This window comes from Streptomyces sp. NPDC048523, from assembly GCF_043199815.1.
In the GTDB taxonomy this organism is placed as follows: domain Bacteria; phylum Actinomycetota; class Actinomycetes; order Streptomycetales; family Streptomycetaceae; genus Streptomyces.
Genome location: NZ_JBICWQ010000014.1, coordinates 45232 through 62602 on the forward strand (window position 1 = coordinate 45232; position 17371 = coordinate 62602).

The window sequence follows — 17371 nt, forward strand, 5'->3', positions numbered from 1 at the left end:
TTTTCCAACCTCACGCTGACGCGTGGTGAAGGACAAGAACGGCCTGGACGATCGCGGTGATGCGGTTGGTGCTGCAGCGGAGCTTCCGCAGAAGGCGCCAGCCCTTCAGAGTGACCATGGCCTGCTCGCCGAGGCAGCGGATCTTGGCGTGCATGCTGTTGTGCCGACGCTGCCACCGCTTGAGGCGACGGCCTCGGAACGGGACGCGGACGGGGTGGCCGGCTCCCTGGTACGCCTTGTCCGCCCACCACTTCAGCTCGGCCGCGGCGAGCGCGTCGATGATCCCGTGGGGCCGTGCGGCGGTCAGGTCGTGAACGGACCCGCGCAGGGCGGGTGACGTCCACAGCAGCCGTCCGAACGAATCGGTGAGGACCTGGACGTTCATGCCATGGCGCTTGTGTTTCCCGGAGTAGTACGCGGTGTCGGCGGCGATCTGGTCGATCGGCAGGAGGGTGCCGTCCAGGATCACGAACGCCTTGGTCCGAATGGTATTCATCGCCTCGGTCAGGGTCGGGGCGAGACTTCGGCGGGCTCGACGTCCTGGCCGGCGACCAGGGCCAGGATGCCCACCGCGTTCGCGGCTTTCTCGCCGAGTTGCTGGTCGGGCAGGTGGCCCAGCAGCCGCAGCGCGTCGCCGACCAGCGCGTCGACCAGCTCGGCGCGGGCCTGCTCGTCGTTCCAGACAATCTTCGGTTTGCCTGGGCCGGTGTAGTCGTGCACGGTGCACTGGGCAGTGGCGACCGCGTCGGCGCCGGGGACCTCGCGGATCACCGCGCGGACGGCGGCGATGAGCTGGGTGACGGTGTCCTGGGTAGCGACCGCGTCGTCCAGCACGGTGGAGTCCAGCGCCCGGCGGTGCTTACCCTTGAGTACGCCGGTGTTCTTCACCACCTCGCGCACGGCCTCGAAGATCCGGTTGGGGCGGGCGGAGCGGGACAGTCGGCGGCGGAAGTTGTGAAGGGTCGAATGCCATGTCGTGCAGGCCCAGGCCGCATGCGGCCTTCCAGCGCAGGTCGCACCGCAGTTCCTGGACCGTCTCGAAGTCCGACAGCCCGTGCAGGGCCTGCAAGGTGATCGCGGCGGCCAGGATCTGCGGTGGCATGCTCGGCCGTCCGTTCGCCGACGGGTACATGTCCGCGAACATCTCAGCCGGGAACAACTCGCCACGGTGCTCGGCCAGGAACGCGACACTCTCCGCCGGGATCAGTTCCCGGCAGGTCTCCCACACGTCCGGACCGACGGTCTCACCGACCCATTCGCCCATCGCCACACAACGAGTCTGGCCCTGCCGCTGACGCGGCAGGGCCAGAACTCAAGATCTTCATGAGCCTTCTAGGACGAGTTTCCGCCCGTCAGCACCCGTTGTTCGCCCGCCGGAATCGCGCACGGTGTGCCGCCCGCGTTGGTGAGGCCTTCCGGGCTGAGGGACCAGGTCGAGATCTGGCCGCCGGAGTAGCCGCTGTGGATAGTGTTGTTGAAGAAGCGGTCGTGGTACGAGGCGCACTGCCGGGAGATCTTGTTGTCGATCGCGCACTGCGTGTCGCAGAACTCGCCGCGATAGTACGACGCCCGCCCCGCGCGCGTGATGTCGTTGTACTCAATCGAGTTGTAGTTGCTCATGTTCCGTGACTTCACCACATAGCCGCTGACGTAGGAGAACTTGTTCCGCACCACCTGGTTGTTCGAGCTGAAGTGCGTGATGTACAGGCCGTGGATGTTCCCCTCATACGGGGCGGCGTTCTCGATGTTGATGAAGTGGCTGTTCTCCACCCGGTTGTTGGACGAGTTCGTGAGGACGATGCCGCCGTAGCCGAAGGTGGAGCCGCCGCTCCACTTGCTGCCCAGGTTGCGGAACTGCATCCCAAAGAACGTGTTGTGGTTCAGGCCCTTACTGCCGCGCACCTGGAGTGGCGGGTTGTAGTTCTCGTCGGTGACGTCACGCTCGGAGTCGCCGTAGACCGAGACGCCGCCCGCTGAGTAGTACTCCACCCGCAGATAGCGGAAGTCGAGATTGCTGTCGCCGCCGCCGTACAGCGGGTCGCCGGTGTCCCTGGGCAGCCGCGGCTGCAGCCAAAAGCCGGCACAGTACGCCGTGCCGCATGTGGCGTTCTTGAAGAGCGGCAGCCCGCCCGCCGGGACCCCCTGCCCCGGCACGTAGTCGATCGGCATGAACGACACCTTGTGCCCGGGCACGTAGAAGCGCCACTCGTGGAACGGCGGCGCAATGTAGGTGCCCTGCTTGATGCGCACCTCGACGTCGGTGGTCGGCTTCTGTTGCTGCAGCACCTGCTGCACCCGCGGCAGCGTGGCCACCGCCTTGCCGGAGCTTAGCCCGTCGTTGGCGTCCGAACCGCCGGCGCCCGCGGGCGCCATGTAAACCGTGAAGGCGGCCGCCTCCGCAGCGGCCGGGGCGGCCTTCGCCGTCGTGACCGTACCGGCAACCAGCAGCACGGCCGCGCCGAGCCCGGCCAGAATGCCGCGGGTGATTCTGGTACGTCTCTCCCGAATACCCATGATCACCTTCCTTGTAGGGTGATGCGCAGCGTCTTCGTCTCTCCGGCCGTCCCGGTCACATCGACCGTGAAGGTCAGCGGATTGAGCGAGCCGACCGTGAGCCTATTCCAAGCTGACGGCGTTGACCCCGAGTTGGACGGTCCTGCGCAACGACGAAGCTCCTGGTAGATGGGTCCTCGACCAAGATCACCCGTGTCCGCCAGGAGCTTCGCGTGCTTGTTTACCCGTCGTCAATAGATCTGTCCAGCCGCACGCTGCGGTTCCTGACCGGGCAACTGACAGCCAGGCGGAGGGAGATCGGCACGCGGTGGCGGCGGCTTCCCGCAGCGCGACAGGCTCTACTGGCCCTGGCCCACCTGCGGTGCGGTGACACCTACGCACAGCTCGCGGCCGGTTTCGGCATCGGGATCGCGACCGCCTTCCGCTACATACGCGAGGCCGTCGACATCCTGGCCACCCTCGCCCCGTCCCTGGCCGAGGCGATGAATGCAATCCGGGCAAAGGCGTTCGTCATCCTCGACGGCACCCTGCTGCCGATCGACCGGATTGCCGCCGACACCCCGTACTACTCCGGGAAACACAAGCGCCACGGCATGAACGTCCAGGTCCTCACCGACCCGTTCGGACGACTGCTCTGGGCCTCGCCCGCGCTGCCCGGCTCCACTCACGACCTCACCGCCGCGCGACAGCACGGGATCATCGAAGCCCTCGCTGAAGCGGGACTCAAATGCTGGGCTGACAAGGCGTATCAAGGTGCCGGCGGAACCGTCCGAGTCCCGTTTCGGGGCCGCCGTCTCAAGCGATGGAAGCGCCGCCACAACACCACCCACGCCAAGATCCGCTGCCTCGGCGAGCAGGCCATGGCCACCCTCAAGGGCTGGCGGCTCCTGCGGAAGCTCCGCTGCAGCACCAACCACATCACCGACGTGGTGAAGGCCGTCCTCGTCCTTCACCACCACGCGTCAGCCTGAGGTTGGAAAGAGCTCAGTGATCGCCGCAATCGTGTGCGGGCCCGAGCTGGGTGCCGGGTCAGATGCCGATCTTCCGCATGGGGGCGTAGCGGAGCTGGATCCGCTTGAGGTTCTTCTGGGCGCCGAAGGACACCCGGGCCACCGCATCGAGGCCTTCGCCGTCAACTGCGATCACGGTGCCGATGCCGAAGCGGGCGTGCTCGACAACGTCACCGTCCGCCAGGGCGTCGACGCGGGGACCTGGTGCCCGCCCGCGGTCGTTCTCCTCCTCGGCCCGGTACTCGAGGAGGGCCTGGGCGCCGACGGTGAAGGCGACATCGACGGGTTCGGGCGCACCGGCCGCGACGGACCACCACGCGCTGTCGGGCACAGGCACGTCCTCGTGCCGAAGCGGTTGCGCGGGCAGGAGCGCGGTGTAGCGCATGGTCGGGGTGGGCTGCTGCCACCAGGCGGGGTTGCTGGACGCCGGTGCAGGCTCGGGTTCTCGAGGCTGCTCGCCGTCGGTGGGGGTGGTGGGCGGGTTGGCCAGCAGGGTCAGCAGGCTGGCCGCGGTGGGGCGTCCTTGCGCCTCCTTGTGAAGGCAGGCAGCCAGGGCCGGCCGCAGCAGGTGGGGGATGGCGGCGAGGTCTGGAGCTTGGTGCACCACCCGGTGCAGGACTGCGGGTACGGGTCCGTGTCCGAACGGGCCGGTGCCGGCGGCGGCGTAGTAGAGCGTGGCGCCGAGGGAGAAGACGTCGCTGGGCGGGCCGGTTCTTTCGCCGTTTGCCTGTTCTGGCGACATGTAAGCGGGTGTGCCGAGGATGCCGCCGCCGGTGGTGAGGGTGGCATCGGTGTCCGTGCGGGCTATCCCGAAGTCGATGATCCGGGGCCCGTCGTCGGTCATGAGGATGTTCGCCGGTTTGAGATCGCGGTGCGTGAGGCCGGCGTCGTGGATGGCTGCCAGCGCTTCAGCCAGGCCCCTCGCAAGCACCAGCAAGGCTGCTGCAGGAAGTGGTCCGCGGCATCGGACCTGCTCAGCGAGGTCGGGGGCGTCGAGGTAGGCGGTCGCCACCCAGGGAGTGGCGGCGTCCGGGTCGGCGTCGACGACGGGCGCGGTCCAGTAGCCGCCGATGCGGCGGATGGAGTCGATCTCCCGGCGGAAGCGTTCTCGCACGCCGGGGTCAGCGGCTTGGTCGGGCGAGAGGGTCTTGACCGCGACCCGGCGGCCGCCAGGCGACTGGGCGAGAAAGACGCTGCCCATGCCGCTGGTGTTGAGGCGCTCCAGAACGAGGAAGGGCCCGAACCGGTCGGAGTTTCCCGTGCTCACTGGCGGATTCACTCCTTGTGCGCGGATGTCGGTGGCCGCGTGGTGCGGCGTTCCAACGTACCTGCCGGAGCGAGCTGGTTCGCAGAAGTAATGGTAGAAGCGTTAAGTCGAATAACTCAAAATGCGGTTTCTATTGTGGTCGTGTACGTCCCGAGATGTACGGGTGAACTCATTTTTCCTGCTGGGAAGTTGCCGGGCATATGCGTAATCTTGCGGCTGCGTAAACGCATGACCGCAGCTTGGATCAGGCCGCGGCTGTGGACTGCCGTACGCGGCATCTGGGGCAGCGGTCTGCCGCACCGCGTCGTACGGGGAGATCACGTGATACGAGCACAACGCCGCCCGGCCGGGCTCACCGCTGTTCGCATCCGGAAGCACGCAACGTCTTTGCTGATCGTGGGAAGCCTTCTCGCACTGGCCGGATGCAGTGACGATGATTCGAGGGCGTCGAACTCCGCCCCCAGCGAGACGTCCAGCACCAGGCAGTCCGCCTCGCCTAGTTCCACGGAAGCTGCGGAGCAGTCCGCGGTCCTCGCCGTCTACGCCCGGTCCTGGCATGCCCAGGCCGATGCCTACGCCAGGGCCTCTTCTACTGGCACGGATCTGAGGAAGACCACCACGTTGCGGGCGCTGGGCAGCATCGAGCAGGACCTCAAGGCCATGCGGGAGGCCGGGCAGGTGACGGTCGGGAAGCCGGTCATTCACCCCGGCCATCCCAAGGTGATGGCCGGTGAGATTCCCAAGGCCACCCTCACGGACTGCGTCGACACCGCGAATTGGACGCTGATCGACAAGGCCACCAAGGAGAAAGTGCCGCTGCCGTCGACACGGCTCGTCAAATACGTCAGCACCGCAAAGTTTGAGAAGTGGGGGACGAAGTGGATGGTCACCGAGTTGACCGCTCAAGACCAGAGTTGCTGATACGGCGCTCTGCCCTCCTCGGCGCCGCTCTCGTCCTGGCCGCCGCGGGCAGCGCGCAGGCCGGCGATGGCCCCGGTGTCGATGCCGGCAAGTGCCAGGTCGTCAAGTTCTGCGTGGGGGTTAGCACCGAGGGGAAGGCCGGCGGCGCAACGCCGCAGACAGGCTCCCAGGACAGCAATGCCGCCAGCGACCTGAAGTGCGGGTACACGAAGATCGACCCAGAACCTCCCGCCAGTGCCGAGGAGCTCTGGAAGGGGGCCGACCCGGCCAAGAACGACCTGTACTTCTACTCGTGTTCCGACGGCGGCCAGAACAACCCGGACGGCTTCGTCGTCGTGCCAACCGGCCAGCAGCCTCAGCCGCAGGTGAATCCGCAGGAGTTGGCCCAGCAGGCCGTGGACTCCATGACGCTGCTGGGACCTGACATCAACATCAACCCGAAGCCCGGCGGGCGGGGACTTGTGGGCATGCCGGTGTGGATGGCCGTCGGCCGGTCGCCGACGACATGGGGGCCGAACACCGCGTCAGCGTCGGCCGGCGGGGTCACCGTGACCGCGACGGCGAGGGTGTCGAAGGTTGTGTGGTCGATGGGCGACGGCACCTCGGTCACCTGCACCACGCCCGGCACGGTCTACAAGTCGTCGTACGGGCTGAAGCGGTCGCCGGACTGCGGCCACGTGTACACCCAGCCGTCGACGAACAGGTCAGGCGGTACGTACCGGGTCACCGCGACCTCGACCTGGGTCATCGACTGGAACGGCGGCGGGGCGAACGGCCAGCTGACCGAGGTCCGCACCTCCTCCGTGGCGGTGACCATCGTCGAGTCCCAGGCCGTCAACTCCTGAACGCCGCACGAGATCGAAGGGCCAGTCAGGCCGATGGACAGCACCCAGACCTCCTTTGCGCCGCGCGCCGACGCCTCGCGGCAGCCCGACCTGCCCGTCAGCACGGGAACGAAGAAACGATCCGGCCGTGCGTGGTCGGTCCCTGTTCTGCTCGCGCTGATCACGCTGCTCGGTGTGCTCGGCGGCGCAGTCGTCGTGGCGCGGGCCGGGGACCGCACCGACGTCCTCGCCGTCGCACGGGACGTCCCCGTCGGCCAGCGGGTCACCGCGCGGGACGTGCGGGTGGTGTCATTCGCCGACGACCCCGGCCTGTCCCCCATCCCGGCCGCCGACCGGGCTTCGGTCGTGGGCCGGCGCGCGGCCGTCGACCTGCACCCCGGTGACCTGCTCACCCGTTCGCAGCTGAGCGTGCGCGGGCTGGGAGACGGCGCGCAGGTGGTCGGGGTGGAACTCAAGCGGGGCTTTGTCCCCCGCGACGAGCTGCGGCCGGGCGACAAGGTGGCCGCGGTCGTCCTTCCCGCTCAGGGAACGGACACCCCGTCCGCGGGCTCCGATTCCGCAGGCAGCGCCGCCCCTGACACGATCGAGGCGACGGTGCAATCGGTCGGCACCCCGGACTCGACCGGTGCCCTGGTCGTGAATCTGGTGGTGGATCCCGCGGACGGGCCGCTGCTGGCGACGAAGGCGGCCGCCAAGCAGATTGCGCTCGTACGGCAGCCGCGCCAGGGCGGGAGCTGATCGTGGCTCTGATCGCGTTGGTGTCCGCGAAGTCGGACGGTGTGACCACCTCGGCTGCGGCGCTGGCCCTGGCCAGCCGCAGGCCGGTGCTGCTCGCCGAACTCGACATGGCCGGCGGGACGTTGCGACACGGCCTGTTGCGTGACGTTCCGCGCGGTGCACAGCATGAACGTCCCGACGGGAACATCGGCCTGCACCGGCTGCCGCAGGCCGACTGGGAACGCGCCAGTGATGAGCAGGACTTCACCCCGCAGGTCGCCCAGCATCTGTGGCCGATGGACGACAGTGACTACCGGGTCGCGCTGCCCGGGCTGATCGATGCGCGGCAGGCCGCCTCCCTGACGTCGACGTGGCCGACGCTGCTGAACGTGCTGCAGTTGACGGACCAGCAACTGCGCTGGGACGTCCTGGTCGACGGCGGGCGCATCGTTCTCGAGGGCGGGCGTCTGCACCCGGTGCTCTCCCCCGCTCTGGTCCTGCGGGAGGCGGACCTGGTGCTGCTGGTGGTCCGCATGACCGAAGAGTCGCAGGCGCTCGCCTACCCGATGGTGCGGGCGCTGCAGGACGACCTCTCTACGCACGGGTCGGGGGCCCGGGCGCTTGGACTGCTCGTTCTCGGCGAGGGCTACCGGCCCGCCGACGTGGCCCGGAGCCTGGACGCGCCGGTGCTGGCCACGCTTCCGTGGGACGAGGCGGCCGCGGCCTATCTGCGCGCCGGCGGGCGGATGCCCCGCGGAGTGACGCGCTCGAGGCTGATGCGCGGCGCGCGCGACATGATGGCGCCGCTGCGGGAGCACGCCGACCGCAGGCGCCTGCACCTGCAGATGCGGCAGGTCCGGGCGGCCACTCCCAGGGTGGAACGGATCGTCCAGCAGCTCGCGCAGCGGGGAGCACGTCGTGGCTGAGCGGCTGCCCTTGAACGGCGCCCACGGCCAGGGCGTGGCCACCCGGCTGGGGGGCCTGCTGTCTGAGCACGCGGCGCCCCGCCCGTCCCCGTCTCCCGCCGCGCCCTCGGCCGCGGGGCCGGGGCGTGGGCCCGTGGCACCCTCGACGGGCCCGCGCCCCGGTCCGCCGGCCGCGGCGGGAGTTGGGCCGGGCGACATCGGCGTGGCGGCGGCCCTGCCGGGGGCGCTTCCTGTGCCCTGGGGGGAGATCACGACGCTGCGGCAGCAGGTCGCGCAGGACGTCGACCAGGTCAAGAAGGAACGGCGGCAGGCCGGTGCCCCGCTGGGTGAGAAGGACCTGGAAGAGGTGGTGCGCGCCCGGGTGCGTTCCCGCGTCGCGGAGTGGGCGCAGACGTGGTCCCTGAGGAACGCACCGCTGTCGGGCGAGGAACTGGAGCGGGTCCGTACCGAGGTCTTCAACCTGATATTCCTGGCCGGTGCGCTGCAGCGGGTCCTGGACCGGCCGGGTGTGGAGGACGTCCTGGTCGACGGCGACTGGATGTACATCGACTCCCACGGCACGCCGCGCGAGCGGGTCCGCTCCCCGTTCGCCAGCCGGTCGCAGGCGATCGAGTGGGTCAACCAGATGGCTGCGACGTCCGGGCACGGCGAGCGGCTGCTGTCGTACGCCACCGGGAAAGTCGAGTTCGACCTGCCGGACGGCTCCCGCGTGGCTGCGACGCTGCTGACCGACGACGTGACGATCGCGATCCGCCGGCATGTGGCGGAGGCTGCCACGCTCGCCGACCTGGAGCGGTGGGGCGCCGTGGACACGATCGTCGCCGCGTTCTTGTCGACGGCGGTGAAAGCCGGGCTGTCGATCATCATCGCCGGTGACATGGCGACGGGTAAGACGACGCTGATGAGGGCCCTGGGCCGGGAAGTTCCCGCTCACGAACGGCTGGCGACGCTGGAGAGCGAACCAGAGCTGCGGCTGAACCACGACGACCCGGAGAAACACGCGCACGTGTTGGCCTTTAGGACCCGGGAGGGCAACGGCGAGAAGGACGCCACCGGCCAGGTCACGCTCGCCGACCTGGTGCCCGTTTCCCTGCGCTACAAGGCCACCCGGGTCATGGTCGGCGAGGTCCGCGGCGATGAGGCCGTCGCCATGCTGGAGGCGATGATCGCGGGCGGTGCGGGCTCGATGTGCACGCTGCACGCCAAGGATCCCGAAGCTGTGATCGACCGGCTGATGGTGCCGCTGGCCAGAGCCGGGCTCAGTGAGCAGGCCGCGTACCGGCTCATCGCATCCGCCGTCGACCTGATTGTGTACGTGGACGCGATCGACGAGACCGCCCGCGGCGGCCAGGTGCACCGGTTCGTCTCGCACGTGTGGGAGACGGCCGGCCGCAGCGAAGGCGGCGGGGTCGCGCTGGCGCAGCTGTTCGCGCCCCGTGAGGACCAGGACGAGCCGCGGGCCCTGCCCACCCGGACCCCGATGAACGAGCGCCGGATGCGCAAGCTGGAGCGCATGGGGTTCTACCGGCGCTGGCTGGCCGACTACCCGCACGGGCAGTGGCGGCCGCTGCGCCGGGCGGGAGGTGCCGCGTGAGCCCGTCGTACCTGTCCGCCCTGGGCATGCTGGCCGGTGCGATCGTGGCCCTGGGCCTGGCCGGATTCGTTGCCGCGCTGCGCGGCTGGCGGCCGGCCGTGCGCGGGGCTCGGTCCGGCCGGGTGCGCGGCCGTCTGGTGCGGGCGGTGGCAGAACTGCCGCCCGCTTGGCGGGACAACTACCGCCTGCTGCTGGCCGGTGCCGCGGGTGCGGGCGCTCTGATGTGGGCGGTCACCGGGTGGCCGGTGCACGGGCTGCTTGCGTTCGCGGTGGTGGCCGGGCTGCCGTTCGTGCTGTACCCGGGCGGTTCGGGCCGTGCCGAGGTGGCCCGGCTGGAGGCGATCGCGGAGTGGCTGCAGCAGCTCGCCAGTGTGCGGGCCGGCGGCAAGCCGCTGGAGGCCACGATCGTGGAACTGGACACCGTGCCTGCGCTGTTGCAGCGGCCGGTGGGCGCGCTGGCCGACCGGCTGAGTTCCGGGATGCCCGCCCGGTGGGCCTACCGGGCCTTGGCCGATGACCTGGCCAGCCGGATCGGCGACGACATCTGCCAGCTGTTCATGGACCACGTCACCAGCCGCGGCCCGGGACTTGCGCGCGCCCTGTCCGCGCAGGCCTCCCTGATCGCCCGGCAGGCAGCTGATCTGCGGGACATCGACGCCGAGCGCGCCAAAGCCCGCTCCGAAGCGCGACGGGTGTCCCTCTTCGCGATCGCCGTGGTCGCCGTGATCCTCGTCAACGGCCACTACTCCGAACCGTTTGCGACCCCGCTCGGACAGCTCGGCCTGCTGGTGCTGGGCGTGCTGTTCGCCGCCTGCCTGCTGTGGCTGCGGACGATGGCCCAGATGGAGGAGGAGCCGCGCACCCTGCTCACCGCCGAGGAACGCGCCAAGGAGCAGGAGAGAGAAGGTGAAGCGGCATGAGTCTGTCCGTGCCCGGAATGATGCTGGGAGGACTGACCGCGCTCGCCGGCACCCTCGCCGTGCGCAGCATGCTGCCCCAGCGGACCCCACTGGACCAGGTCCTGCGCCGCACCCACGCCCCGGGCCCGCGCACCGCGTCCACCAGGACCGCGGCGAAGGGACCCGCGCAGTGGGCGGACCGGGTCGGGGCCCGGCTGATGGAGACCGAGACGTTCGTGACCCGGCTGCCCGCCCGGGACCTGAACCTGCTGGAGATGGCGCCCGCCTCCCTGCTGGGCCGCTGCGCTCTGTATGCGCTGGGCGGGTTCCTCATCCCGCAGTGGATCATCTTCCTGCTGCGGTTGGGCGGTCTGGCACTGCCGTTCGTCGTGCCGGCGGCCGCCGGGCTCGGTGTCGCGCTGTTCATGGTGTTCAAGTGCCTGGACGATGTCCGTGACAAGGCCACCGGTGCCCGTCTTGAGTACCGCTACTACATCGCCTCGGTCCTGGAGCGCGTCGCCCTGGCCCGCAACTCCGACGCCGGCGCGGCCGAGGCCCTGGCCCGGGCCGTGGCCGCGGGCGACGGACGTGCCGCGGTCCGGATCAGGGACACCGTCGAGCACGCCCAGCTGGCCGGGCTCAGCCCCTGGGACGCACTCGGCACTCTCGGCACCGAACTCGGCGTCCCCGACATCGCCCGCCTGTCCGCCAGCTTGTCCCTTGCGGGCGAAGAACAGGCCGCCGTCTACGACCAGCTGGAGTCCCAGGCCGAGGTCGTGCGTAGGGGACTGCTCTCCGACCGCAAGGAGCAGGCCAACGTGGCCACCGAGAAGATGCACGTTCCCTCGCTCGCGATCGTGTTCCTGATGGCTGTCTTCCTGCTGGCACCCGCCCTCGTCCGCATCCTGACGTTCTGACCCGCCCGCACGGTGCCGTCCAGCGCCGTGAGCCTCTGGAGGAAGAGCATGCACACCGTACGAAGCCGCTTCCGTTTCGTGCTGGGGGCACTGCGCCGGCATGGCGCGGTGATCCGCAGTCAGGCCAACGACCGTGGAGCCTCGGCGATGGAGTGGGGGCTGATCCTGGTCGCCGGCGGCACGATGGTCGGCGTCGTGTACGCGGCGGCCAACACCACGGTCGGCGAGAAAGTCACTCAGATCCTGGGATTTTGAGCATGCCTGCCACACGCATACGCACCCGGCGGCACCCGGCTGGTAGGCCGTGGTGGCGGGAGGACCGCGGCGCCACCGCGTTGGACATGTCGATGGTCGTCCCGCTCGCGTTTCTGCTGGTGTTCACCCTGATTCAGGGCGGTATCTGGTTCCACGGCCGGTCGGTGGCGCACCACGCTGCCCAGCAGGCCGTGGATGCGCAGCGGGCCTATGACGCCGTACCCGGGGCAGGGCAGGCGGCGGCCGGAGCGTTCCTGGCCCGGATGGGCGGCTCCCTGAACGGCACGGCCGTGAAGGTGAGCGACGACGGTGAGACCGTCTCCGTCTTGGTGGAAGGCAATGTGATCAACCTGGTGCCAGGGTGGAGCGGGCATGTGAGCCAGCGTGTCCAGGCTCCCGTCGAGCGGTTCCGGCCGTGAGGTGGCGTCTGTGGCCGGACCGGCTGGAGCGTGATGACCGCGGTAGTGCCGCGCTCAGCCTCGCGATGTTCGTGCCGGTGGCGCTGGTGCTGATCGGCTTCACCATCGCCTGCGGCCGCGTGGCGCTGGCCGAGGGCGTGGCTGATGCGGCCGCGCGGGACGCGGCGCGTACCGCCTCCCTGGCGAGCGACCCGGCCTCCGGCGAAGCAGAGGCCCGCCAGGCCGCGCAGACCAGTCTGGCCAACTCCGGGATCCACTGCTCCGGCATCAGCGTCGAGCTGGACACCAGCGGGCTGTCCGCCCCGGTCGGGCAGGCCGCCCGGGTGACGGCCACCGTGTCGTGCACGGCGCCCCTGAGCGAGCTCGCGCTGCCCGGGATCGCCGGATCGAGGACGCTCACCAGCACCAAAACGTCCGTTGTGGACACCTGGGCAGCCCGGGGCGGCTCATGACCAGATGGCGTCGCTGGCTTCGCATCCCTTGCAGTCGCGGGGACCGCGGCGGCATGGAGCTGTTCTACGCAGGCACCGTGCTGATCGCGTTCCTGATCGTGGGCCTGGTCATCGATGGCGGGCTGGCCCTGGACCGGATGTCGGACGCCGACTACGTCGCGCAGGAAGCGGCGCGGGCCGGCGCGCAGCAGATCGACCCGGGCCAGGCCATCACCGGCGAGGCGATCGTGGTCGACCCGGACTCCGCCCAAACCGCAGCCCGCGCCTTCCTCGCCCGTGAAGGCGTCGACGGTGACGTCGCCATCGCCGGGGACGGACAGAGCATCACGGTGACCGTGCGCGACAACTACCGCCCCTACTTCGCGTCCCTGATCGGCGTCGGTGAGATGCCCGTGACGGGACACGGCACCGCTACCTTGCTGCACCAGCCCGGAGGCTGACCCATGCCCCACTCCCCCACGAACGGGCCCCGCCGGGAACGCTCTTGGCCACGGGCCGTCGTCCGCGGACTGTGCGCGTTGACCGCGCTGGCCGCTCTGGTCGCCGGTGTACCTGCGCTGCTCCTCGCCGTCGGCAGCCTGCCGGCGACCGTGCCGAGCCTGGACACTGTGCGCGATGCGCTGCTGAGTCCGGACGATGACGGCTCGGGATTGCTGACCACGATGACCGTGGCGGCGTGGATCGCGTGGCTGTGGCTCGTGATCCCGGTTCTGCTGGAGGTCGTCGCCGTGTTGGCGCGGCGGACGACTCCGCGGCTGCCGGGCATGGTGACCGGTCAGCGTCTGGCCGGGTTCCTGCTGAGCAGCCTTGTACTGGCGTCGCCCGCGGCCGCAGCCAGCGCCGCCACCCCGGCGGTCGCCGCCACCGCAGCCCACGTGCCGTCGGCCGATCCGGCGACGAGCAGCCAGCCGAGCACGCCGGCCAGAGCAACGTCGCCGACAGCGTCGGCCGAAAGCTCCCGGGAGTTCACCGTGGGGGCGGGGGACACCACCTGGTGGGAACTGGCCGAGCAGCTGCTGGGGGACGGCACGCGCTACACCGAGCTGCAGCGCCTCAACCCCGAAGTGCCCACCACGGCCACGGTGGTGCCGCAGGGCACGACCCTGCGCGTGCCCGGCCACACGGAGGGGCCCAGTGAGGCGGCCGAGACGGGGTTCCGTACGCAACTCGCCTCGAGCACGCAGGACACGCCCGCCGAAGGTGGGGACGTGGTCATCGTGAAGGCTGGCGATTCCCTCTCGGAGATCGCGGCTGAGGAGCTCCACGACGGCAGCAGGTGGCCGCAGCTGTTCGAAGCCAGTCGGGGCAGGGAGCAGCCTGACGGCCTGCCGACGATCACAGATCCGGATGTGATCTACCCCGGGCAGCAGGTCACCGTGCCCGGGGCTGCATCCGAGCGGCCGGAGCATCCCCGAGAGAACACAGGTGGCGGTTCCGGGACGGAGCACTCCACTCCCCCGGCCCCGGACAACAGCGCGCGGGAGCCGGGTGCCGGAGCAGGAGGTGCCCAGTCAACGGCTCCCAGTGGTTCCGCTGCCACGGGAACGAAGACTCCTGCTCCCAGCGAGTCCAGCCGTCCGTCCCAGCAGCCGAGTCAGGGCGCCGAGCATGCCGGGCCTTCGACCGGCACCAGCGCGTCGTCCGTACCGGGATCGGGTGTGCCGTCGGCATCGGATGCGTCTACGGCGTCGGCGTCCGAGACGCCCGCGTCGTCGCCTGCGAGTCAAGGGCTGCAGTTGCGGATGGTGCTGGGCGCCGGTGCGCTGCTTGCAGCCGCCGTGACCGGTGCCCTCGCCACGCGCCGCATGCTGCAGCGCCGTCGCCGCAGGCCCGGGGAGACGATCGCGATCGTCTCGGAGACCTCCTCTGCCGAGGCGCAGATGGCGGCCGCCGCCGAGCCCGAGGGATCGGGCCGACTGGATGTGGCCCTGCGGACGATGGCCCACCGGCTGGAAGACCAAGCCGGCCTGCCCCGGCTGCGGGCCGCTCGGATCGGGAGTCGCACGCTGGAGGTTCTGCCCGAGGACCCCTCGCTGCAGCCAGTGGAACCGTTCTCGGCAGGACGTGATGGCTGGTGGGTCCTGCCCGGTGACGCCGAGCTCCTGGCCGAGGAGGCTGCCCGCGAGGTGGCGGCACCGTATCCGGGGTTGGTGACGCTCGGCAGCACCGCGGACGGTGAACTCCTGCTGGTGAACCTGGCCTTGTTGCCCGCGCTGTTGCTCGACGGTGATCCGACCCGCATCGCGGAAGTGTGCACGTCGCTTGCGGTGGAGATGGGCATGAGCCCGTGGGGAAGTGTGGTCGAGGTCGTCGTCGTCGGCTTCGGTGAGGAACTGCCCCGGCTGCTGCCGACTTCTCGGATCATGCACATGCGGGAGGCCGGGCACGCCCTGCGGGATCTCTCCGAGCGGCTGCTAGAGGTGCACCAGATGCCGGAGACCAGCCGCCACCCCTATCTGGTGCTGTGCGCTGCTTCTCTCGACGGGGACACGGCGTGGCAGGTCGCCGACGTCATCGACAAGGCCCGGATTCCGGTCACGCTGATCGCACCGGCAGCCGCGGCGGCCGCGCATTTTCCTGATGCCGAGATTCTCAACGCGGAGCTCGACGAGCCGCAGCAACTCGACTACGTCGGCACCGAGATCACGGTGCAGCGACTTGAGCGCGCCGCGTACCAGCAGATCGCCACGGCGCTCGCGGTCTCCGGGCAGCCCGCCGCGCCGGCCGAGGGGCCGTGGGAGGAGGTCCCGGACGAGCCAGAGCCCGAGGTGACACCGCCACCGGTTGGAGCGGAGACCGATGAGCAGGACGCTGGCGTCGGCACCTACGTCGACGACCTGTCCCCCGTCGCGCCGGTCGCATCGACGACGGGGCACGACAGCGAGGTGTTCCCCGCCCTGTTGGCTGCCTCGGCGGACCCGGCCGGACTGCGTCTCCTGCCCACTGAGCCGCCTCAGGGACAGGATGATCCTGAGGACCAGGCGCTCGCCGACAACCCGACAGGGGGTGAAGCGCCGGCGCCAGTTCCTCGAGTCCCGGAGCCGAACGGCGTCAAGGGTGCAGGGGAATCGGAGGCACACGACCTGCACGCCCCGGAGATCCGTGTCCTGGGCCCGGTCGAGGTGGACGGCGTGACCGCGTCGGGGCACGGGCCGCGAATCGCTCAACTCGCGACGTTGCTCTACTTCCGGCCCGGACGCTCCGCCGATGCGCTGTGCGCGGACATGGATCCGCTCACACCGTGGAGTTCGAGCACCCTCAACGCCCGGCTGCGTGGCCTACGCAGTGCCCTGGGCAACGACCCTGCCGGCAACGCGTACGTTCCGCGCCGCCGCGCCGGCGACGACCCCTACCGGCTCTCCCCTGCCGTGCGATGCGACTGGACGAAGTTCCTTCAGCTCGCCGAACGCGCGCTGCCCCAGGGGCTGGCAGGGCTGCCGGATCTAGAGAAGGCCCTGGGGCTGGTGCGGGGACGTCCGTTCGGTTCGAGACCGCTGCCCTGGGCTGCTCCCTACCAGCAGGAGATGATCACGCGGATCATCGACGTCGCTCACACGGTGGCCACACACCGCACCGCAGCCGGCCCGCACCACGACCTCACTGCAGCCAGGCGGGCCATCGCGACCGGCCTCGACGTCGACAACAGTGCCGAGCTCCTCTACCGGGATTGGATGCGGGTCGAGCATGCGGCCGGGAACCGCTCCGGCCTGCACACCGCGATCACACAGGTTCAACAGGTCAACAGGTCGCTGGACTGCGATCTCGAGATGGAGACGGAGCAGCTGATCAACGATCTCCTTCACGGGCCCGGATCGGGGATGCGCAAGGCTCAGTAGGCGGGTGCGCAAGCTGCGCGGTGGGCACTACCGGTTGGTGGCTACGTCCCGGGTTGCGTAGGCGAGCAGCTCCCGCACAGCGGCCTCGTTCGACGCGGGAGGCCGAGTCTGCCAGGCCTCCCACGTCTCCCTCACGGTCTGCGCAACTGCATGCACGTGCCGGGTGAGCTCGTCGTCCAGCGCACACACCTCCCCGCCCTGAGTGCGGCCGGTGACGACGACCGCCCCGTGGAACGGGTACAAGGACATGCCGCGCCAGGCACTCGCGAGCGCCCAAGCGGTGAGGTTGCTGTCGAGGCCGATCGCTCGCCCACGGCCATGCATGTGCAGCAGGGCGTCCGGGCGGTACAAACCTTGATCGACTGACTCTGACGACCCGACGAGGTTTCCGATCGCGGTGCGCGCGCCGAACTTCGGGAGGCTGAGTTCGGTGACGGTGCCGACCGGGGCGATGAGCAGGGCTCGCATAGATCCTCCCGAGTCCGAGGATGGGGCCACCGCTGCGCAGGACGCCGAAGGCGCAGGTTGGCCGAGGTCTGGGCTGCGCAATGATCAAAAGAACCTGCGCAATGCCCGGCTGACCTGGCACTTCCTGCGATTGCGCAGCATGCGAGCCCGGCCGGCGTAGGTCATTGCGCAGGTGCCGGGAAGCGGCTTCATGGTCGGGCCTGCGCGTGGTGGTGGGTGAGAACTTGCCACCGCCGCTCGAAGTCAGAGACCTGATCGGCAAGGTACGCAGTGGTGATGGGCTTGTTGTGCTGCGCAGTGATTCCCAGGGCTGCGCACTCCTGCGCAATGG

At 69.9% G+C, this 17371-nt stretch carries 16 protein-coding genes and 2 pseudogenes; 13 read left to right on the forward strand and 5 right to left on the reverse strand.

The window, feature by feature from the left end; all coding sequences use genetic code 11:
* Positions 1–10 precede the first annotated feature (10 nt).
* The 3 genes and pseudogenes from ACGFWE_RS40460 to ACGFWE_RS40470 form a co-directional block, all read right to left on the reverse strand.
* Positions 11–523, reverse strand: a pseudogene (locus ACGFWE_RS40460) (transposase family protein); the annotation flags it as partial.
* Positions 517–1264, reverse strand: a pseudogene (locus ACGFWE_RS40465) (transposase); the annotation flags it as partial. The pseudogenes ACGFWE_RS40465 and ACGFWE_RS40460, both read right to left, overlap by 7 nt.
* Positions 1265–1332: 68 nt before the next feature.
* Positions 1333–2514, reverse strand: coding sequence for a hypothetical protein (locus ACGFWE_RS40470; protein ID WP_393605327.1), 1182 nt, complete (start codon positions 2512–2514; stop codon positions 1333–1335).
* Positions 2515–2726: 212 nt separating this feature from the next.
* Here ACGFWE_RS40470 and ACGFWE_RS40475 point away from each other — a divergent pair, with 212 nt between their 5' ends.
* Positions 2727–3485: a transposase family protein gene (locus ACGFWE_RS40475; RefSeq protein ID WP_393605329.1), complete on the forward strand. Its 759-nt coding sequence runs from the start codon at positions 2727–2729 to the stop codon at positions 3483–3485.
* A 58-nt stretch (positions 3486–3543) separates the two neighbouring features.
* On the opposite strand, the gene ACGFWE_RS40480 is transcribed toward ACGFWE_RS40475, so the two are convergent.
* Positions 3544–4791, reverse strand: a complete 1248-nt coding sequence (locus ACGFWE_RS40480; RefSeq protein ID WP_393605331.1) for a serine/threonine-protein kinase — start codon at positions 4789–4791, stop codon at positions 3544–3546.
* Between the two features lie 387 nt (positions 4792–5178).
* Here ACGFWE_RS40480 and ACGFWE_RS40485 point away from each other — a divergent pair, with 387 nt between their 5' ends.
* From ACGFWE_RS40485 to ACGFWE_RS40540, 12 genes are all read left to right on the forward strand, one after another.
* Positions 5179–5712, forward strand: coding sequence for a hypothetical protein (locus ACGFWE_RS40485; RefSeq protein ID WP_393605333.1), 534 nt, complete (start codon positions 5179–5181; stop codon positions 5710–5712).
* Positions 5706–6557 carry an ATP/GTP-binding protein gene (locus ACGFWE_RS40490; RefSeq protein WP_393605335.1) on the forward strand — a complete coding sequence of 284 codons (852 nt, stop codon included), beginning with the start codon at positions 5706–5708 and terminating at the stop codon, positions 6555–6557. The genes ACGFWE_RS40485 and ACGFWE_RS40490 overlap by 7 nt, the downstream gene beginning before the upstream one ends.
* A gap of 33 nt (positions 6558–6590) precedes the next feature.
* On the forward strand, positions 6591–7295 hold the full coding sequence (locus ACGFWE_RS40495; RefSeq protein WP_393605337.1) for an SAF domain-containing protein: 705 nt from the start codon (positions 6591–6593) through the stop codon (positions 7293–7295).
* Positions 7296–7297: 2 nt separating this feature from the next.
* Complete coding sequence (locus ACGFWE_RS40500) at positions 7298–8200, forward strand: hypothetical protein (protein ID WP_393605339.1); 903 nt, start codon at positions 7298–7300, stop codon at positions 8198–8200.
* A complete protein-coding gene (locus tag ACGFWE_RS40505; protein WP_393605341.1) occupies positions 8193–9794 on the forward strand; it encodes a CpaF family protein in 1602 nt (533 codons plus the stop codon). The genes ACGFWE_RS40500 and ACGFWE_RS40505 overlap by 8 nt, the downstream gene beginning before the upstream one ends.
* Complete coding sequence (locus ACGFWE_RS40510; RefSeq protein WP_393605343.1) at positions 9791–10714, forward strand: type II secretion system F family protein; 924 nt, start codon at positions 9791–9793, stop codon at positions 10712–10714. Before ACGFWE_RS40505 ends, ACGFWE_RS40510 begins: the two co-directional genes overlap by 4 nt.
* Entirely contained in the window at positions 10711–11610 is a 900-nt protein-coding gene (locus tag ACGFWE_RS40515) for a type II secretion system F family protein (RefSeq protein WP_393605345.1), read from the forward strand. The genes ACGFWE_RS40510 and ACGFWE_RS40515 overlap by 4 nt, the downstream gene beginning before the upstream one ends.
* 48 nt (positions 11611–11658) lie before the next feature.
* Positions 11659–11865 (forward strand): hypothetical protein, encoded by a 207-nt coding sequence (locus ACGFWE_RS40520; RefSeq protein WP_393605346.1) that lies wholly within the window; start codon positions 11659–11661, stop codon positions 11863–11865.
* A gap of 2 nt (positions 11866–11867) precedes the next feature.
* A complete protein-coding gene (locus ACGFWE_RS40525) occupies positions 11868–12284 on the forward strand; it encodes a TadE family protein (RefSeq protein WP_393605348.1) in 417 nt (138 codons plus the stop codon).
* Positions 12281–12736 (forward strand): TadE/TadG family type IV pilus assembly protein, encoded by a 456-nt coding sequence (locus ACGFWE_RS40530; RefSeq protein ID WP_393605350.1) that lies wholly within the window; start codon positions 12281–12283, stop codon positions 12734–12736. The genes ACGFWE_RS40525 and ACGFWE_RS40530 overlap by 4 nt, the downstream gene beginning before the upstream one ends.
* 53 nt (positions 12737–12789) lie before the next feature.
* Positions 12790–13176, forward strand: a complete 387-nt coding sequence (locus tag ACGFWE_RS40535; RefSeq protein ID WP_393605352.1) for a hypothetical protein — start codon at positions 12790–12792, stop codon at positions 13174–13176.
* A 78-nt stretch (positions 13177–13254) separates the two neighbouring features.
* The gene (locus ACGFWE_RS40540) at positions 13255–16572 is read left to right on the forward strand and encodes a LysM peptidoglycan-binding domain-containing protein (RefSeq protein WP_393605354.1); all 3318 of its coding nucleotides are present in this window, start codon (positions 13255–13257) and stop codon (positions 16570–16572) included.
* A gap of 27 nt (positions 16573–16599) precedes the next feature.
* Here ACGFWE_RS40540 and ACGFWE_RS40545 read toward each other — a convergent pair whose 3' ends face one another.
* Positions 16600–17040: a hypothetical protein gene (locus tag ACGFWE_RS40545; protein WP_393605356.1), complete on the reverse strand. Its 441-nt coding sequence runs from the start codon at positions 17038–17040 to the stop codon at positions 16600–16602.
* Between the last annotated feature and the right edge of the window lie 331 nt (positions 17041–17371).

Coding starts and splice junctions, on each gene's coding strand:
- ACGFWE_RS40535 (WP_393605352.1), top strand. CDS start 12,790: ATGGAGCTGTTCTACGCAGGCACCGTGCTGATCGCGTTCCTGATCGTG.
- ACGFWE_RS40495 (WP_393605337.1), top strand. CDS start 6,591: ATGGACAGCACCCAGACCTCCTTTGCGCCGCGCGCCGACGCCTCGCGG.
- ACGFWE_RS40545 (WP_393605356.1), bottom strand. CDS start 17,040: ATGCGAGCCCTGCTCATCGCCCCGGTCGGCACCGTCACCGAACTCAGC.
- ACGFWE_RS40520 (WP_393605346.1), top strand. CDS start 11,659: ATGCACACCGTACGAAGCCGCTTCCGTTTCGTGCTGGGGGCACTGCGC.
- ACGFWE_RS40525 (WP_393605348.1), top strand. CDS start 11,868: ATGCCTGCCACACGCATACGCACCCGGCGGCACCCGGCTGGTAGGCCG.
- ACGFWE_RS40515 (WP_393605345.1), top strand. CDS start 10,711: ATGAGTCTGTCCGTGCCCGGAATGATGCTGGGAGGACTGACCGCGCTC.
- ACGFWE_RS40470 (WP_393605327.1), bottom strand. CDS start 2,514: ATGGGTATTCGGGAGAGACGTACCAGAATCACCCGCGGCATTCTGGCC.